This window comes from Streptomyces sp. NPDC005374, assembly GCF_042872225.1.
GTDB lineage: Bacteria > Actinomycetota > Actinomycetes > Streptomycetales > Streptomycetaceae > Streptomyces.
In genome coordinates this window covers 495,691-512,470 of sequence record NZ_JBIAKA010000007.1, presented here as the reverse complement: position 1 = coordinate 512,470, position 16,780 = coordinate 495,691, and the positions used below count along the sequence as shown (strand labels likewise).

Annotated in this window: 16 protein-coding genes and 1 pseudogene; 9 read left to right on the top strand and 8 right to left on the bottom strand. The window is 71.6% G+C overall.

Going from position 1 to position 16,780, the window contains the following annotated elements; all coding sequences use genetic code 11:
• Positions 1-488 (bottom strand): annotated as a pseudogene (locus tag ACFYRX_RS20915) (hydrolase); the annotation flags it as partial.
• Between the two features lie 232 nt (positions 489-720).
• Here ACFYRX_RS20915 and ACFYRX_RS20910 point away from each other — a divergent pair.
• Positions 721-984 (top strand): GlsB/YeaQ/YmgE family stress response membrane protein, encoded by a 264-nt coding sequence (locus ACFYRX_RS20910; RefSeq protein WP_389101637.1) that lies wholly within the window; start codon positions 721-723, stop codon positions 982-984.
• Between the two features lie 171 nt (positions 985-1,155).
• Positions 1,156-2,037 (top strand): GNAT family N-acetyltransferase, encoded by an 882-nt coding sequence (locus tag ACFYRX_RS20905; RefSeq protein WP_389101670.1) that lies wholly within the window; start codon positions 1,156-1,158, stop codon positions 2,035-2,037.
• Here the strand turns inward: ACFYRX_RS20905 and ACFYRX_RS20900 are convergent, their stop codons facing one another.
• The 3 genes from ACFYRX_RS20900 to ACFYRX_RS20890 form a co-directional block, all read right to left on the bottom strand.
• Positions 2,038-2,985: an NAD-dependent epimerase/dehydratase family protein gene (locus tag ACFYRX_RS20900; protein WP_389101636.1), complete on the bottom strand. Its 948-nt coding sequence runs from the start codon at positions 2,983-2,985 to the stop codon at positions 2,038-2,040.
• A 100-nt stretch (positions 2,986-3,085) separates the two neighbouring features.
• Positions 3,086-3,862, bottom strand: coding sequence for a GNAT family N-acetyltransferase (locus tag ACFYRX_RS20895; protein ID WP_389101634.1), 777 nt, complete (start codon positions 3,860-3,862; stop codon positions 3,086-3,088).
• 41 nt (positions 3,863-3,903) lie between these two features.
• Positions 3,904-4,281, bottom strand: coding sequence for a MerR family transcriptional regulator (locus tag ACFYRX_RS20890; RefSeq protein ID WP_389101632.1), 378 nt, complete (start codon positions 4,279-4,281; stop codon positions 3,904-3,906).
• A 57-nt stretch (positions 4,282-4,338) separates the two neighbouring features.
• On the opposite strand from ACFYRX_RS20890, the gene ACFYRX_RS20885 reads away from it, so the two are divergent.
• Both ACFYRX_RS20885 and ACFYRX_RS20880 read left to right on the top strand, forming a co-directional pair.
• The gene (locus tag ACFYRX_RS20885) at positions 4,339-5,553 is read left to right on the top strand and encodes an MFS transporter (protein WP_389101630.1); all 1,215 of its coding nucleotides are present in this window, start codon (positions 4,339-4,341) and stop codon (positions 5,551-5,553) included.
• An 89-nt stretch (positions 5,554-5,642) separates the two neighbouring features.
• Positions 5,643-6,122: a nucleoside deaminase gene (locus ACFYRX_RS20880; protein ID WP_389101628.1), complete on the top strand. Its 480-nt coding sequence runs from the start codon at positions 5,643-5,645 to the stop codon at positions 6,120-6,122.
• Between the two features lie 93 nt (positions 6,123-6,215).
• On the opposite strand, the gene ACFYRX_RS20875 is transcribed toward ACFYRX_RS20880, so the two are convergent.
• Positions 6,216-6,932, bottom strand: a complete 717-nt coding sequence (locus ACFYRX_RS20875; RefSeq protein ID WP_389101626.1) for a chaplin — start codon at positions 6,930-6,932, stop codon at positions 6,216-6,218.
• Between the two features lie 271 nt (positions 6,933-7,203).
• On the opposite strand from ACFYRX_RS20875, the gene ACFYRX_RS20870 reads away from it, so the two are divergent.
• The gene (locus tag ACFYRX_RS20870) at positions 7,204-8,811 is read left to right on the top strand and encodes an alpha/beta hydrolase (protein WP_389101624.1); all 1,608 of its coding nucleotides are present in this window, start codon (positions 7,204-7,206) and stop codon (positions 8,809-8,811) included.
• Positions 8,812-9,028: 217 nt separating this feature from the next.
• On the opposite strand, the gene ACFYRX_RS20865 is transcribed toward ACFYRX_RS20870, so the two are convergent.
• Positions 9,029-9,457: a MarR family winged helix-turn-helix transcriptional regulator gene (locus ACFYRX_RS20865; protein ID WP_389101622.1), complete on the bottom strand. Its 429-nt coding sequence runs from the start codon at positions 9,455-9,457 to the stop codon at positions 9,029-9,031.
• Positions 9,458-9,524: 67 nt separating this feature from the next.
• On the opposite strand from ACFYRX_RS20865, the gene ACFYRX_RS20860 reads away from it, so the two are divergent.
• Both ACFYRX_RS20860 and ACFYRX_RS20855 read left to right on the top strand, forming a co-directional pair.
• Positions 9,525-10,004: a PaaI family thioesterase gene (locus tag ACFYRX_RS20860; RefSeq protein ID WP_389101620.1), complete on the top strand. Its 480-nt coding sequence runs from the start codon at positions 9,525-9,527 to the stop codon at positions 10,002-10,004.
• A 27-nt stretch (positions 10,005-10,031) separates the two neighbouring features.
• A complete protein-coding gene (locus tag ACFYRX_RS20855) occupies positions 10,032-11,129 on the top strand; it encodes a chemotaxis protein (protein ID WP_389101618.1) in 1,098 nt (365 codons plus the stop codon).
• Positions 11,130-11,162: 33 nt separating this feature from the next.
• Here ACFYRX_RS20855 and ACFYRX_RS20850 read toward each other — a convergent pair whose 3' ends face one another.
• Complete coding sequence (locus ACFYRX_RS20850; protein WP_389101617.1) at positions 11,163-11,576, bottom strand: SsgA family sporulation/cell division regulator; 414 nt, start codon at positions 11,574-11,576, stop codon at positions 11,163-11,165.
• A gap of 525 nt (positions 11,577-12,101) precedes the next feature.
• Here ACFYRX_RS20850 and ACFYRX_RS20845 point away from each other — a divergent pair.
• A complete protein-coding gene (locus ACFYRX_RS20845; protein ID WP_389101615.1) occupies positions 12,102-13,532 on the top strand; it encodes a PP2C family protein-serine/threonine phosphatase in 1,431 nt (476 codons plus the stop codon).
• Between the two features lie 96 nt (positions 13,533-13,628).
• Here the strand turns inward: ACFYRX_RS20845 and ACFYRX_RS20840 are convergent, their stop codons facing one another.
• Complete coding sequence (locus ACFYRX_RS20840; RefSeq protein ID WP_389101613.1) at positions 13,629-15,122, bottom strand: hypothetical protein; 1,494 nt, start codon at positions 15,120-15,122, stop codon at positions 13,629-13,631.
• A gap of 254 nt (positions 15,123-15,376) precedes the next feature.
• Here ACFYRX_RS20840 and ACFYRX_RS20835 point away from each other — a divergent pair, with 254 nt between their 5' ends.
• Positions 15,377-16,516 carry an aminoglycoside phosphotransferase family protein gene (locus tag ACFYRX_RS20835; protein ID WP_389101611.1) on the top strand — a complete coding sequence of 380 codons (1,140 nt, stop codon included), beginning with the start codon at positions 15,377-15,379 and terminating at the stop codon, positions 16,514-16,516.
• Positions 16,517-16,780: the final 264 nt, after the last annotated feature.

The following is a 16,780-nucleotide window of genomic DNA, read 5'->3' as shown; positions in this document are numbered from 1 at the left end:
CCGTCGCTGTTGCGGTCGGCGCCGGTGTGGTCGGAGATCATGAAGAGGCCGCCGCCGTTCTTCACGAAGGTCATGATCGCCGTCTTCTCGGCGGCCGTGAAGAGCGTGTTGGGCTCGGGCAGGACCAGGGTGTCGAAGTTCGACAGGTCGGTTGCCGAGGTGCCGCCGTACGTGAGGGCGCTGGTCGAGGTCTTGAGGCTGTAGGAGCCGGTCTTCTGAAGGGCGACACCCCAGGAGGAGAGGGCGCCGGTCCAGTCGGTCTCGGCGGAGGGCGATGCCTTCTGCCCGGTGGGGTCGGGCTGGCTGGTGGAGATGATCCAGTCGGCGTTGCCGGCCGTCTCGGCGTGGGCGTTGTCGAACAGGACGCGGTGGGTGGTGGCCGCCGCGGCGGGGGTCGCGGCGGCCTGCACGGCAACGCCTGTGGCGACCAGGGTGAATCCGGCGAGGACCGCGCCGAGTCTGAAGCGGGGTCCGGTGAGTCCGGGCATCCGGCATACCTCCGTGAGGAGTTGGGGAGGGGGTGATGCGAGGCGGGAACTACGCGCATAGATACACGATCAATTTGAACGGTACATGGCAGCCAGAAGGCTGAACAGGACCGATCCGGTCCACCCGCCGAGGATTGACCGGGTGTTGACCAACGGTTGGAACAGAGCCGGACTGTCCCCGCCTCAAGGGGGCAACAGCACTACATCGGAGGTCATCGACAAAGGGGCGGAGATGGAGATCTCGGGCATCATCAGTGCCATCGTCATAGGCATCGTCATAGGTGTCCTGGGTCGGCTGGTGGTCCCTGGCCGTCAGCGGATCGGGATCCTGTGGACCATCGCGGTCGGCATCGTGGCCGCGCTCGTCGGCGCGGCGATCGCCAGCGCCTTCGACGTGGCCGACACCAAGGGCATCGACTGGATCGAGTGGCTCATCCAGATCGGTCTCGCCGCGCTCGGTGTGGCGGCGCTGGACCGGGCGAAGGCCCGTCGCTGACGGTCGTACGGGAGACGTACGGCCCCGGCAGGGGCGAGTGGACGGTGCGCCGGAGTCTCCGGCGCACCGCTGCGCGTGGGGGCGGCGACCGCAAATCCCGTTGCGACCGCCGGAGCGCGACGGCAGGCTGCAGACCGCCCGCCGACCCGCGTTCCCGTGACGGAGACCCGCTTGTCCTTCCACATCACCGCGCTCACCGATCCCGAAGCCACCGCCTCCAGCCGCCGACTGGCCTGGCTGGCCTCCGGGGACGACGGGGTGCCGCTGGGGTCCGCCTTCCTGCGGCTGTTCACGAAAGAGGGGCAGGAGCACCTCGCCGAACTGGAGCTCGCGGTGCACGGCGCCGAGCGGCGGCAGGGCATCGGGACCCGGCTGCTGGAGGCCGCCGTGGACGCGGCGAAGGAGCAACGGCGACGGTCAGTGATCGCACAGGCCGCACAGGGCTCCCCCGCCGACCTGTTCCTGGCCGCCCGCGGATTCCGTCAGGTCCTGGCCCTCACACACGCCCGACTCCCGCTGGCCGACCTGGATCGCATCGCGCTCGACGCCCTCGTCGAACTGCCGCACCCCGGCTACCTGTTGACCGAGTGGGAGGGCACCGTGCCACCTGCGCTGGCGCGGTCGTTCGCCGATTCACGGCGCGCGATGGACGACATGCCGATGGACGGCACGGACTTCGGCACCGTCGTCTGGGACGTGGAACGCGTGGTGGCGGCAGCCGAGGCGATCGCCCGGCGCGGAGAGCTGCTGCACACCGTGGCCGTCGTGGACGCGGCGGACGGCAGCGTGGTCGGATTCACCGAACTGGTCGTCCCCGGCGACGGGTTGGGCGACGGGCAGCACTACGGAACCGCCGTACTGCCCGAGCACCGGGGCCGCGGCCTGGCCCGCTGGATGAAGGCCGCGGCCGTCCGACATGCGCGTGAACGGCACCCGGGACTCGCCGGGTTGTGCACCGACACCGCGGACGGCAACGCGTCGATGCGCGCCATCAACGACGCCCTCGGATACGTACCGACCCACAAGGCCGTGGAGTACCAACTCGATCTCTGATCACCGAGCCGTCGCGGTCCGCAGGGCGGCCAGGCCCTCGCGTCCTGACGGGTAGGCGGGCGTCCAGCCCAGTTCCCGCTCGGCCTTCGCCGCGGACACCCTCATGTTCGCCTGGAACATGGTGTGCGCGTACGACATCGGCCTGGTCAGCCACCGCGGTACGGCCATCGGCTTCGGCAGCCCGAACTCCTCTGCCACGCACAGCAGATGGCCATGGAAGCCGGTCGGCGTGCGGTCCACGACGTTGTACGCCTGGCCCGGACGCCCGTGTTCGACCGCGGCGGCCACCGCGCGGGCGGCGTCGGTGAGTTCGACCCACGGCAGGACCCGGCCACGGTCGGCGGGGGCGGGGAGCTGCCGCTTGCGCAGCAGCTGCAGGATGGCGTCGGTGCCGCCGGGGCCGTAGAAGAGTCCGAAGCGGAGGGCCATGCCCTCCAAGCCGGTTGCGTCGAAGGTGAGTTGCTCCTTGGCGCGCATTCCCGCGAGATGCCCTTCCAGCTCCGGGGTGGCGCCCAGGGGGCCGAAGTCGTCGTCCTCCGTGATGAGGTGGTCACCGAAGTCGCCGTAGCCGTATCCGAAGACCATCGACTCGGTGACGAAGCGGCGGGCGCCCGTGAGCCGGGCGGCCTCGATCAGGTGGGCGGTGCCCTCGGTGCGCAGGGCGTCGGTGGCGTGCATGTCGCGGTGGCGCATGGGCGGCTTGCGCAGGGCGGTCGCCGCGTGCACGACCGTGTCGAAGTGCTGTCCGTCCACCGCGCGCAGCAGGGCTCCGCGATCCATCAGGTCGGCCCGGACACCGTTTCCCTCACTCCGGCCGAGCCCGGTGACCTTGTGCCCCGCATCGGTGAGCGCCGTGGCGATGTGACGTCCGAGGACACCGCTCGCGCCCGCGAGGAGGACGTTCTGGCTCTGGTTCCGTCCCTGGCTCTGGTTCTGGTTCGTCGTCATACCGGTGCGACGGATCGGGCGGGCCCGGATGTGACATCCCAGCCGCCGACATCCTGGGCGGCCGACATCCTGGCGGCCGACTTTCCCGCCGCCGAACTCTCTATGGCTGATACACGTGCGGCTGGGTCGTCGTCAGCGGTTCGAAGCCGAGGCGTTCCAGGATGGGGCGGCTCGTGGGCAGCGCGTCGACCTGGAGGTAGCGGTAACCGCGCTCCACGGCGGCGCGGGCGCGGTGGGCGACCAGGGCGCGGTAGATACCGCGGCCGCGCCAGCCCTCGACGGTGCCCCCGCCCCACAGGCCGGCGAAGCGGGTGCCGGGCACGAGCTCCATGCGGGCCGCGCTGACGGGCACGTCACCGGCGAGCGCGACCACCGCGACGACGGTGTCGGGGTCGTCCTGCAGCCGGGCGAGCAACTGCTGCCGCAGCCGGGTGCTGTCGGTGCCGAAGGCCTTCTGGTGCACGTCCGCCACGAGGTCGACGGCCGCCCGGTCGGTGACCGGAAGGAAACGGATCCCCTCGGGTGCCTCGGCGTCCAGGGTGAGTCCGGCGACCTCGGCGATCATCAGCGTCTCCTCGGGCTCGGGCGTGAACCCGGCCGCCCTGAGCCGCTGTCCCAGATCGAAGGGCAGGTCATGCCCGTACAGCTTCCACTCGAACTCACGGCCGAGGCCCGTGTAGTACGCGATCTGCTCGGCGACGGCCTTGTCGGCGCTCGTCTCGTCGAGATCGGACCAGACGACGCCGTTCCAGCCGTGCTCGGCGGCCGTCTGGCGGACCACTCCGCCCACCCGCTCGACACGGGCACCGGGACCGTCCGGCTGTGCGCCTTCGCGCATGTCCCGGTCGAAGAGGGCGAGTACCGCAACATGATCCATGGCCTCACTCCATCACCCGGACGCCTTCGCGGCAATGGCGTTTACGGCCGCCCGGCATCCGCCCGCACCGCCGCCAGGTAGGCGCTGAGCCGGTCGCGGTTGCGGGCCAGGCAGTCGATCCTGGCCTGGATACGGTCGACGTGGGCCTCCAGCAGGGCGGCCGTCTGCGGTGTCAGGTGCTCGGGCGGCAGCAGGATCTCCTCCGGCCCTGACAGGTACGGCAGAATCGCGCGGATCATCTCGGTGGTCAGCCCCGAGTCCAGCAGCCCGCGGATCTGCTGCACATCGCGGACCGCGGCCTCGCCGTAGTCGCGATAGCCGTTGTGGGTCCGCCCGGGGTGGAGAAGGTCCTGCTCCTCGTAGTAGCGCAGCAGCCGGGTGGGGACTCCGGTACGGCCGGACAGTTCACCGATCCTCATGGCACGCTCCCGGTCGCCCTTGCTTTCACACTGGTGTGAAGGTCCGACCATGGTCCCATGTCCACCACTTCCCTGGCCGAGGGCACAGCCCTGCCCGCACCCGCGCACCTGCCGTGGTCCGGTCTCCTGGCCCTGTCGACGGCCGCCTTCACCGCCGTGCTGACCGAACTGCTGCCCGCGGGGCTGCTGCCCCGGATGGCTCCCGCGCTGGGCGTCTCCGAGGCCCGGGTGGGGTTCCTGGTCACCGGGTACGCGCTGGCGTCCTTCGCCGCCGCGATACCGCTCACGGCGTTGCTGCGCGGGCTGCCGCGCCGGACGGTCCTCGTCGGCGCGCTGCTCGGCTTCGCGGTGAGCAACGCGGTGGTGGCCCTGTCCTCCTCGTACGCCCTGACGTTCGGGGCACGGCTGGTGGCCGGGGGCATGGGCGGGACCCTGTGGGCGATGCTCGCCGGGTACGCGGCACGGATGGTGCCGGTCGAGCGGCGCGGCCGGGCGATCGCGATCGTGCTCGCAGGGATCACCCTCGCGCTGTCCCTGGGCGTCCCGGCCGGCACGGCGCTCGCCGGGGTGGTGGGCTGGCGCGCGGCCTTCGGGGTCCTGGCCGGGCTCGCGGTGCTGCTGGTGGGCTGGGTGCGGTGGCGGGTGCCCGCCTTTCCGGGCGAGGCACCGCAGGCGCGCGTGCCGCTCGCCCGGGTCGCCGCGCTGCCGGGGATCCCGGCCGTCCTGTCCGTCACCCTGTTCCTGCTGGTGGGGCACCAGGTGATGTACACGTACGTGGCCCCGTTCGCGGCGCACGCCGGGTTCGGCCGTACGGGACTGGTGCTGCTGGTGTTCGGGGCGGCGACGGTGGTGGGGATCTGGATCACCGGGGTACTGGTGGACAGGCATCTGAGGTCGACGCTGCTGGGCGCGCTGGGGCTCTGCGCGGCCGTCATGCTCGCGCTGGGACTGGCCGCCGGGGTGCCCGGAGTGCTGCTGGTCGCGGTCGGTCTCTGGGGACTCGCCTTCGGAGGTGCGCCGACGCTGATCCAGACGGCGCTGGTCGACGCCTCGGGTCCGGAGCGGGCGGACGCGGCCACGTCGTTGCAGACCACGGTGTACAACGCGGGGATCGCCGCGGGTTCCCTGACCGGCGGTGCGGTGTTGGAGGCCTCGGGCGCCGGAGCGCTGCCCTGGACCGCGCTGCCACTGCTCGCGCTCGCCCTTACGGTGGTCACGGTCGCCTGCCGCACCGCGTTCCCGGTGAAACGCGGGGGCTCGGCGACGCGCTGAAGGAACGCAGGCCCGCGCCGGACACCCTGCGGCACATCGCGGCACTCCCGGTGGAGCGCCCGGGCTCAACACGAGGAGGGCCGTTCCCCATGGTTGTGAAGGACACCGAACTGCCGTATCTGCGGCGCTGCGTGGAACTGGCGACCGAGGCGCTGGAGGCCGGGGACGAGCCGTTCGGTTCCGTGCTGGTGGACGCGGACGGCGAGATCCTCGCCGAGGACCACAACCGCGTGGCCTCCGGCGACCGCACCCGTCATCCCGAGTTCGAGCTGGCCCGCTGGTCGGCGGCGCACATGACACCCTCGGAGCGGGCGGCGGCGACGGTGTACACCTCCGGCGAGCACTGTCCGATGTGCGCGGCCGCGCATGCCTGGGTGGGCCTCGGACGCATCGTGTACATCGCCTCGTCCGAGCAACTGGCCGAGTGGCTGAACCAGTTGGGTGTCCCGGCACCGCCGGTACGCACACTGCCGGTCAACGAGATCGCCCCCGGGGTGATCGTGGAAGGCCCGGTGCCCGAATTGACGGAGCCTGTACGGCGGTTGCACCAGCGCTTCCACCAGCACTGACGGGTGCCAGAAGTGGGTGGCGAGTGCCGCGAGCCTGGTGGCCTACGGCGGAGGCTCCACCGGTAGTCGTCCGGTGGAGCCTTCCGTCGTCCGTCAGCGCACTCCCCCGGAGCGGAAGCGGCGGTAGACCGCTGCCCCGCCGAGGACCAGCGCGGCACTGCCCATCGCGGCGGGCAGGACGTGATCCGCGCCCGTGTGGGCGAGGGCGGGCTCGGTGTCCGGCGGGAGGGGCGCGGCCGGTTCCGGGCCGGGATTGTTCTCCGGAGGAACGGTGGACGTGGGACTCGTCGGCCGGTCGGGGGTACCGGGAACGTCCGGGAGGTCCCCAGAGGTGTTCACGGACCGGTTGCCGACCGACGGGTTGCCGACACCGACCGCGTTCACGGAGTTTCCGCTGACGTTGACCGGCAACCGGACCGGCAGCCGTGCCCCGTTGCCGGAGAGCAGACCCGCTGAGTCGGTCGCGTCGCCCTCGGCAATGGACCCGCCGCCCGTCGACGTGCCACCGCCCGCGGTCGCGCCGCCGGACGTCGCCCCGCCGTGCCCGCCGGAGTCCTCGTTGACGCAGGTGTTGCCCGCGGCGGGGTTGAGGAGCCCCACCACGTCGACGGTGTTCCCGCACACGTTCAACGGAACGTGCACCGGGACCTGAACGGTGTTGCCGGAGATCAGCCCGGGCGAACCTGCCGCGGTACCGTCCGCCGTGCTGCCGCCACCGGCCGCGAACGCGGCGGACACCGGCAGCGTCACGGCCATCGCCCCGGACGCGGCGGCGACGGCGAGGACACCGTTTCGGGTAACCCTTCTCATAGGTTCCCTGCCTTCCTGACATGGACGCGGGCACTCGCCCGCACCGCGTAAAACGCAGGCGAACCATCAGAGTTATGGCTAATCGGCCTTTCACCCCATCGAGCGACATGTTTGTCGAACCTGCGGCAAAACAGACTTGAGGGAGCCGGGCGGACGAAGAGTAGGGCAGGTTCCGTGATCCCGCCCGTGCGCGGGCGTGCCGTCCAGGGGCCGCTTATCGTGATCGAGGGCGCCGGTGAACCGGTCCGCGAGGGCGTCCCTGGAGGCATTCATGCCGGCCAAGCTGTCGAGGGGGCGATGCGCTCTCTCCGGAGCCGTTGGGCTCGCCCTGCTCGGCGCCGGACTCCCGGCGATGGCCGCGGAGGGCTCGGGCCCCGATCTGTCGCGCTTCTACCGTCAGAGGATCAGCTGGTCGAAGTGCGTGGGCATGGAGGCCCCCGACGACCTCCAGTGCGCGAAGGTCACCGTTCCCCTCGACTACGCGAAGCCCCGCGCCGGCACCCTCGACCTGGCTCTCGCCCGCTACCGGGCGACGGCCAGGCACAAGCGGGGCTCGGTGCTGCTGAACTTCGGCGGCCCGGGCGGCGCGGGCGTGCCCGGACTCGCGGCGAGCGGCAAGGAGTTCATGGACCTCACGGACGAGTACGACGTGGTGTCCTTCGATCCGCGCGGTGTGGGCCGGTCCTCCCCGGTCAGCTGCGGCGACGGCACCGACGAGGCTCTCGACGCCACGGCCGACGACACCGCTCTCGCCAGGGATCCGCGGGCCGTGCTGGCACGGTTGCGGAGGGCGGCCGACCAGTGCGCCAAGCACTCCGGGCCCGTACTCCCCCACATCGGCACAGTGAACGTCGCGCGCGACCTGGACATCACGCGCCAGGCCCTCGGCGACAAGAAGCTCAACTACCTCGGCTTCTCCTACGGCACCCGGCTTGGCGCGGTGTACGCGGCGCAGTTCCCCGACAAGGTGGGCCGACTGGTGCTCGACGGCGTCGACACACTCACCGAGCCGCTGTCCGAACAGGGTGTGGCGGGTGCCGCCGGGCAGCAGACGGCGCTGGAGGACTTCCTCGACTGGTGCGTGAAGGACATCGCCTGTCCGTTCGGCACCGACGCGCGTGGCGCCCGGGATGAGGTCGTACGGCTCGTCGCGTCGCTGGACGAGGATCCGGTGCCCACGGGCTTCGGCCCGGACTTCACCGGCCAGGACCTCGTGAGTGCCATCAGCCAGGCCCTGTACAGCGAGGCTCTGTGGCCGTCGCTGGAGCGGGCGCTCGCCGAACTGGTCGAGCAGGGCGACACGACGGGCGTCCTCGGTTTCGCGGGCGGCGGGTCCGGTGTCCTCGCCGGTGCGCGTTTCTCCACCCGCGCAACCGGCTCGCCCTCCGGCAATCCGACGGGCAGGCCCCTCGCCGACGCGGAGGACGTGCCGCTCGACAACCTTCCGGCGGCGCTGATGGCGGTCAACTGCGCGGACGACCCCGACCGCCCCGACGCCGACCGGATCGGCAGGGATCTGGCCCGGCTGCGGGCCGCCTACGAGCAGGCGTCCCCGGTCTTCGGCCGCTACCGGCTCACCGAGTACCTGATGTGCTACGGCCGCCCGAAGGGCACCGACTTCATCCGCGAGAAGGTGCGTGACGTCCGCACTCCGAAGATGCTCCTCGTCGGCACCCGCGGGGACCCGGCGACGCCGTACCGATGGACCGTGGAGACCGCGAAGCGTCTCGGTGACGCGGCCGTGGTCCTCGACAACAGGAGCGAGGGGCACACCGGTTACGGCTCCTCGAAGTGCGTGCACCGCAAGGTCGACGACTTCCTGCTCTACGGCAGCCTGCCGCCGAACGGCAGCTCGTGCGGGCCCGAACGCGACGACTGACAACGGCCGGTGCGCCGGGAGGCCGGGGCCTGTCCGGCGGATCAGGCCGGCTCCGAGGAAGGGCGCCCTGTCAGCGCAGGTGCGCGGGGCCATGGGGGTCCCCCCGCGCAAGCGAAGCCGAGCGTGGGGGAGAGTGACGACAACGCCGCTGGGGGCACCCCCTCCGGGGGACTGCGTGCCGGGCCCCGCGCCGCTGGCATGATCCGCCGGACAGGCCCTAACCCTCCCAGTACGCGAGCCGGTGCATGGCCGCCGCCGCCCCGGTGAAACCGTCGTCGCCCAGCACCGCCCGGAGTTCGGCGTTGAAGCGGTCGATCTCCGGCTGGGCGGCCCGCAGGGCGTCACGGCCCGCGCCGGTCAACTCCAGCACCACGGCCCGGTGTTCGCGCGGATGTGGGTCCTTGGCGAGGAGACCCGCCGTGGTCAGCCGTCCGACCAGTCCCGTCACGGCGGACTCGCGCAGTCCGAGCGTGCGGGCAAGCTGCTGCTGGGTGATGCCCGGCTCGTCCCGCACGGCGAACAGGGCGCCGAGCTGGGCCGTGGTGACTCCGGCGGCGGCCTGGCAGCGCCGGTCCGCCGTGGTGCGCAGACGGTGCGCGGCCCGCTGGAGCAGGAAGTAGAGGCGCTGGTCGTCGGGGGCGGGCATGGGCCGATGTTGACAGACGGGACGGGTTCACGCCAGTCTCACTTCACTAGTGAAGTGAGGTGGAGGAATGACTCGGACCCTGGATCTGGAGCTCGCCCGGAAGGTCCTCGCGGCACAGCCCTTCAGCACGCTGGTCGGCGCCCGGCTGACAGCCTTCGAGGAGGGCGGGGCCACGGTCGAGTTCGACATCCGCGGCGACCTGCTCCAGCAGCACGGCAGCGTGCACGGCGGGGTGCTCGGCTACGCGGCCGACAACGCGCTGTCCTTCGCCGCGGGTTCCGTGGCCGGCTCCACGGTGACCACCGCCGGTTTCTCCATCGACTTCCTGCGCCCGGCCCGCGGCGAACTGCTGCGGGCCCGCGCCCGGGTCGTACGGGCCGGCCGCACCCGCGTGGTGTGCCGCTGCGATCTGAGCACCGTGGCCGCGGACGGGTCCGAGACCCTGTGCGCGGTGGCCCAGGGCTCGATCGCCGTACTCGATCCCCGGCCACGGCCCTCCGGCGACGAAACACACCGGACAACCGATCAAGTCGCCCCAAATGCCTGATCGGTGAATCGGTCCTATGGTGCTGTTATGGAGCACGCACTCAGCCCTGCGACCCTCTCCGAACTGCGCCGCCCGCGCGCCTATCCGGCGGTGTCCGTGCTGACGCCGACGCACCGCCGCGAACCCGACAACGCCCAGGATCCGGTCCGGCTGCGCAATGTGGTGGCCGAGGCCAAGAAGCAGCTCGAAGCCGACCCGGCCGTCCCCCGGGAGCGGCGGGTCGATGTCTCCCGGCAGCTCGACCAGGCCCTCGCGGAGATCGACCTGGCGCACGTCGAGGACGGACTGGTGATCTTCGCCGCGCCCGGCGAGCACCAGGTGTGGTCGCTGGCCCGCGAAGTGCCGGAGCGGGTGGTGCTCTCGGACACCTTCCTGACCCGCAACCTCGTCTCCGCGCAGGCCTCCGAGCGGCCGTTCTGGGTGCTGTCGGTCTCCGCCGACCACGTCACGTTGTGGAACGGCGGTGTCGACCGGGTCACCGAGCACCGCGCCGGCGGTTTCCCGCTGTCCAGGAGCCGCGAGAACTTCGATGCCGAGCGCCAGGAGCGGATCGGCGATCTGCCCAGCACGTTCCGGGACGAGGGCACGCGGCACTTCCTGCGCGACGCCGACACCGCGCTCGGCAGGCTGCTGCACGAGGATCCGCGCCCGCTCTACGTCACCGGTGAGACCGCCGCGCTGTCCGCGCTGGACGATGTCGGCAGCGCCACCAAGAACGCGGTGCACGTTCCGCACGGCGGGCTCGCGCACGGCACCCCGGACGCGGTGTGGCACGCGGTGCGGCCGCTGGTGGAGGCAGAGGTCCGCAAGAGCGCCGACGCCGTGGCCCGGGAGCTCGAATCGGCGCGCGGGCGGCGGGCGTTCGCGGCCGGCGTGGACGAGATCTGGCAGAGCGCCCGGGAGGGCCGACTTCGGCTGCTGGCCGTCGAGGAGAACTACCGGGTGACCGTGCGCGACGCCGGCGGCGACCATCTGGTGCCGGCCGAGAGCGGTGACCTGGACGCCCGCGAGGACATCGTGGACGAGATCGTCGAACAGTGCCTGGAGACCGGCGCCGACGTCCGCTTCGTACCGGACGGCGCCCTGGGCGGCGCCGACGGCATCGCGGGGATCCTGCGGTACTGAGACGGAAGGCGGCCACCGGTCCAGGTACGCCCTTCAGACGCTCCCGAAGAGCGCGCTGAGCCCCTGCTCGACCGCCTCGTCGAGGTCCTCCTCCCCGGCGCCGACCACGGTGTAGGTCCGCAGCAGGAAGCGGCGCAGGGTAGGTGTGTCGAACTGGAGGAGGGCCATGCCGAAGGGCGAGTGGAACTCCACGACGGTGATGTCCCGGCCGCACGGCCACAGATGCACGTCACCGCCGCCCGCCGGTCCCCTCAGCCCCTCCTCCAGCAGGGCGCGGGCGAAGGTCCAGGTCACACCCCGTCCGTCCAGGGAGACCTCGGGCGGGAAGTCGACACACACGGCCAGCGGGTCGGTGGAGCTGTAGCGCAGGGTGGCGGGCACCTGCAGTTCCTGGTCCTCCGCGGTGATCAGACGGGCGTGGGCCGGCTGCTCGAAGGTCGTGTCCATGCTCGGTCTCCCCCTGCGGGCGCGTAGTCGGCCGGTTGTGCCGACGTGTTCTTACGACCTCGCAGGTGCCGTTTGCATTACGCCGGAGCAGGGGTGAATTCATGTGACCTGCATCACAGTGGCGCCGCACTCCCTCCACAGGGTCACGAACCCGCACGCACCCGCCACCCCGCCGGTCGCCATGACCCCACCCCTCACCACCCCCGGCCACGGTCCACGCCCCCTGGCACGGCCCGATCCGCCTATGCCAAACTCCTTAGAACACAGGACCGTCGAACACATAAATGAACACCGGGCCGACCACCCCGACAACCCGTCAAGTCGCGTACGGCGCCTACGACTTGAGGAACCGAGCAGCGTAGACGAAACGCCCGGTACGACCGCTCCGTGAAGACTGTGGCATATGCCAGACGCACCACCGTACCGGGTGCCGCCAAATCCCTTACAGCGCGTCGCAGCCTGTGCAACAGTCGTAACGGTCCCTCCGACCCGCCTTGGTCGAACCGTCCCGCATCGGAGTGCGTCATGTCGTCCCACCTCTCCGCGGACCGCCCCGCCGCCCAGCCGCCAGGACGCGGCTCGGTCGACGCGCTCATCTCGCAGGCGCGACGGCTCAAGGGCGACGTGGATGCCGTACGACGGGACGCACCCAGTGATGTCTCAGGCCCCCAGGACCGCTGGCAGCGCGCGCTGTACGACCTCGCGCTCCATCAACTCAGCGATCTGGACGCGCACTTGGCGCAGCTGCGGGACGGCCCGGCGCCCGTGCCGTCGGCGCCCGGGGCGGAACCCGTCGCGCGAGCCGCGCCGCCCGCTCCCCGGCGCGGCTCGTTGCTCAGCCGGGTCGGCAGCGCGGAGTGGAACCTGCTGACCGACGAGGCGAGTTGGTCCGGGGAGCTGTACCAGATCCTGGGCCGTGACCGCACCGCCCCTCCGCTCACTCTCGACGAGCTCCCTTCCGTGGTGCTCGACGAGGACCGGCCGAAGCTGACGGCCATGGTCACCGACTGTCTGGTCGACGCGCAGCGCATAGACGGCGAGTTCCGTGTCGTGCGACCGGGCGGCGAGGTGCGCACCGTCCACATGATGGGCGAGCCCGTGCTCGCCGCCGACGGCAGCACCGCCTCGATGTGGGCCGTGCTGCGGGACGTCAGCGAACTGCGCCGCAGCGAGCGGGTGGTGGGCGAGACCCATGACTCGTTACAACGCCACAGGCAGCGCGCCCAGAGCGAACACCGGCTCGCGGTCGAGTTGCAGGAGGCCGTGCTGCCGCCGTGGCGCGGCTCCCTGCGGCTGCCGCACCAGGGCCCCGAGATACTGGACCTGGCCGCCCACTATCTGCCGTCGTCGACGAGCGCCCTGATCGGCGGCGACTGGTACGACGCCCTCGAACTGGCCGACGGCGAGACCCTCCTGAGCGTCGGCGACCTCACCGGACACGGAGTGGCCGTGGCCTCCGGCATGGCGACCCTGCTGGGCGCCGTACGCGGTATGGCGATGGCCGGCACCCAGCCCGGCCAACTGATGGCCCTGCTCAACCAGTTGCTCGACGCCACCGTGCAGCCGGCCCTCGGCAGCGCCGTTTGCTGCCGCTACCGGCCCGAGACCCGCACCCTGGTCTGGGCGCAGGCCGGGCACCCCGCCCCACTGCTGTTCCGGGGCGGGACGGGGCGCAGGCTGAACTCCCCCGACGGCGTGCTTCTCGGCGCCACCTCCGGAGCCGTGTACGCCCAGGCCGAGGAGACCCTCGAACCGGGCGATCTGCTCCTGCTGCACACGGACGGACTGGTGCCCGGGCACAGCGACGCCGCCGCCGTGAACCGGCTCCTGGACCTGGCCCCCCGTTTCGGCGGGGCGCGCACCGCGCAGGACTGTGTGCGGGTGGTCGTGGAGGAGTTCGGTGAGACGGAACGCGCGGACGACGCGTGCGTGCTCATCGCCAAGGTGCCCGCATAGGGGGCTACGACAGGGGCACCGGCTCTGCGGAGCCCCGCACCGGCAGGAGACGTATCCGGGCGCGGGCCCCTATGCCCGAACTCACGGTGCCCGTACTCACGCCCGTCCGCTGTTGCCGCCCCTTCCCTTCGGCTTCGGCAGGGCCAGCCTGATCTCCTCGCGCAGCTCGTTGATCTTCGGATAGCCGGAGAACTGGGCGGTGAGCCGGTACATCTGGCGCAGCCGGTCCCAGGTGCGGTGGGAGCTGTTGGAGCCCATCGAGATCAGCGCCAACCGCGCGTACCGGTCCGCCTGTTCGGGGTCGTCGGCGATGAAGCAGGCCGAGGCCATCGAGAGGAAGTCGAAGATCTTCGACCGCTGACGGCCGTCGACCCGCAGGGCCAGGGCCTTCTCCGCGTAGTGCTGGGCGTGCGCTGCCGCACCCGGCTCGTGCTCCGCCAGGGTGCGGTAGGCCAGGGCCTGCATGCCGTACAGGTCCTCCTCCTTGAAGGTCTGCATCCAGCTCGGCGGCGGGACGTCGCTCCGGTCGGAGACGAAGAGATCCTCCGCCTGTCCGAGGGTGCGGCGCATGGCCTGCCCCTTGCCCATCGAGGCCTGCGCCCAGGCCTCGATGGTGTAGAGCATCGCCCTGGTGCGGGGCAGCACCTGTTCGCCGGAACCGGACCGGGCGAGCTTCATCAGGTCGAGTGCGTCGTCGGGCCGGCCCAGGTGCACCATCTGACGGGCCGCCCGGGAGAGCGCCTCGCCGGCGCGGGGCCGGTCACCACCCTCGCGCGCGGCATGGGCGGCGATGACGAAGTACTTCTGGGCCGTGGGTTCGAGGCCGACGTCGTGCGACATCCACCCCGCGAGGACGGCCAGGTTGGCGGCGACGCCCCACAGGCGCCGCTGGAGATGGTCGGGGTGACGGTAGGCGAGCATGCCGCCCACCTCGTTGAGCTGGCCCACGACCGCCTTGCGCTGAAGGCCGCCGCCGCGGGCCGCGTCCCAGGCCCGGAACACCTCGACCGAGCGCTCCAGTTCCTCGATCTCCTGCGACCCGATGGGGGCGGCCTCGTAACGGTCGAACCCAGCGGGGTCGGCATGCAGGGGGTCGTCGAACCGGGGGGCGTCGGCGGTGAGTGTCGGATCGGTGTGCAGCCAGTCGTGCATGGCGCTGCTGAGTGCGGAGCCCGCGGTGAGTGCGGCACCCGCACCCACCAAGCCGCGTCGGTTGAGCATGAGGTCCATTCCCGTGAATTCGGTGAGGACCGCGGCGGTCCGCCCGGGCGCCCACGGCACGCCGTCGGGATGATCAGCACTCCCGTCGCCCTGCCGTTTCCCCGTACGCCCGTGCCGGACCAGACCGAGGTCCTCAATGGTCACGACACGGCCGAGACGCTCGGTGAACAGAGCCGCCAGCACCCGCGGCACCGGATCGCGCGGGATCTCTCCCGTGTCGATCCAACGCCGCACCCGGGAGGTGTCGGTCGAGAGCTGGGGGTGGCCCATGGCCGCCGCCTGCCGGTTGACCAGCCTCGCGAGTTCGCCCTTGGACCAGCCGGCCAGGCCGAACAGGTCCGAGAGTCGGGTGTTGGGTTGTCCGCTCACGTCAAGCCCCCAGGTTCTCGGCTGAGTTGACAGTAGCCCCGTGTCAGTTGCTCGGGGACTATTCGCCAGGGTTCGCCAGGGTGCGCCAGATGGTGTGCCACTGCACATCTGGTGTCAGGTAGGAACGCGCCACCCCGACCCGGTCGCCGTCCTGACAAGGCGGACGCATTCCCCAGGATGCACCCGGGCGACCGGGCCGGGCGGCGCACTGCTTCTCCAGGCACAGCAGGCACACGAAGGGATCTGTCTCGCCCATGTACGCAGCATCGTCCTCCGTGTCCGCCCCGCCCCGGTCGCCGCATCTCCGTCCGGCGGGCGGCGGCCCCTACCTCGACCCCGCGCGGCCGACGGCCCCCGTACCGGGTACGGGCAGGGCACGGCGGCTTCCGGGGCTCGGCACCCAACCGCTCAGCGGGAGACTCGACTTGTCCGGCCCCCAGGGCGCCCAGCTGCGCACGGCGATCGCGTCGGTGCACCGGATCTGCCCGGAGTTCGCCCCGGTGCAGGTACTGCGCCGCAGCGGGCGCTCCGTGCTCCTGGTCGGTACGACGGGACGCAGCACGGCCGTCGCCAAGTGTTTACTCGACCACTCCCCGGTATGGGCCGAGCGGATCCGGCACGAGATAGCCGCCTACCGCTCGTTCGTCCGGCACCGGCCTCCGGTGCGGGTGCCCCGGTTGATCGCGGCGGACCCGGACAACTGCACCCTGGTCATCGAGCGGATGCCCGGCCGGGTGGCGGCGCTGCACCGGCACCCGGCGGAGGCCCCGCCGCGTGCGGACATCCGGGCAGCGCTCGGCGCGGTCTGCCGGCTCAACGCGTGGCGGCCGCCCGCGGGCACCTTCAACGCCCCGCTCGACTACGCGGCCCGGATCTCCCGCTACCACGAGCTGGGTCTGCTGACCGACCGGGACATGGGCGATCTCCAGAAACTCCTGCACGGCATCGCGCACTCGGCGGGCCGGCAGGGCATGGGCCAGTTCTGTCACGGCGACGCTCTGCTCTCGAACATCCTGCTCTCACCGGCCGGTCCAGTGCTGGTGGACTGGGAGCACGCGGGCTGGTATCTGCCGGGGTACGACCTGGCGACGCTGTGGTCGGTGCTCGGCGACGCCCCGGTGGCCCGGCGTCAGATCAGCCAGATCGCCCAGACGGCGGGCCCGGCCTCGCGGGACGCCTTCCTGGTGAACCTGATGCTCGTACTGACCCGTGAGATCCGTACCTACGAGATGGCCGTGCAGCGTTCCATGCACGACTCGACCCCGGCGGCACCGGGCGCGGCCCACCCGAGTGCCGCGCCGTCCGGCGAGGAACAGCGGCTGCTGCTGAGGCGGCTGCACGACGACTGCCAGCTGGCCCGTCGGGCCGTGCGCGCGGCGGTCGGCACTCGCTGACGGGGACGGAGGTCCGCGGTACGCCCGGTGGAGTGGGGCGCCGCGGACCTTCGTATGCGCGACCCTTTCTCACCGCTTCTGAGCAGCGGGACATTGGTGTACACCTCTGATGCCCCGCAGGCCTGGAAGCGCCCGCCACGAAACTCCCGCCACCCCTCATTGACAAGGGGAATCGCCTGCCTCTGGGCATGATTGACGGATCGTCGGCAAGCCGGTACCACTGACGCACGCCCCGGCCCCGTACGGCTCATCGCGCCCGACCGT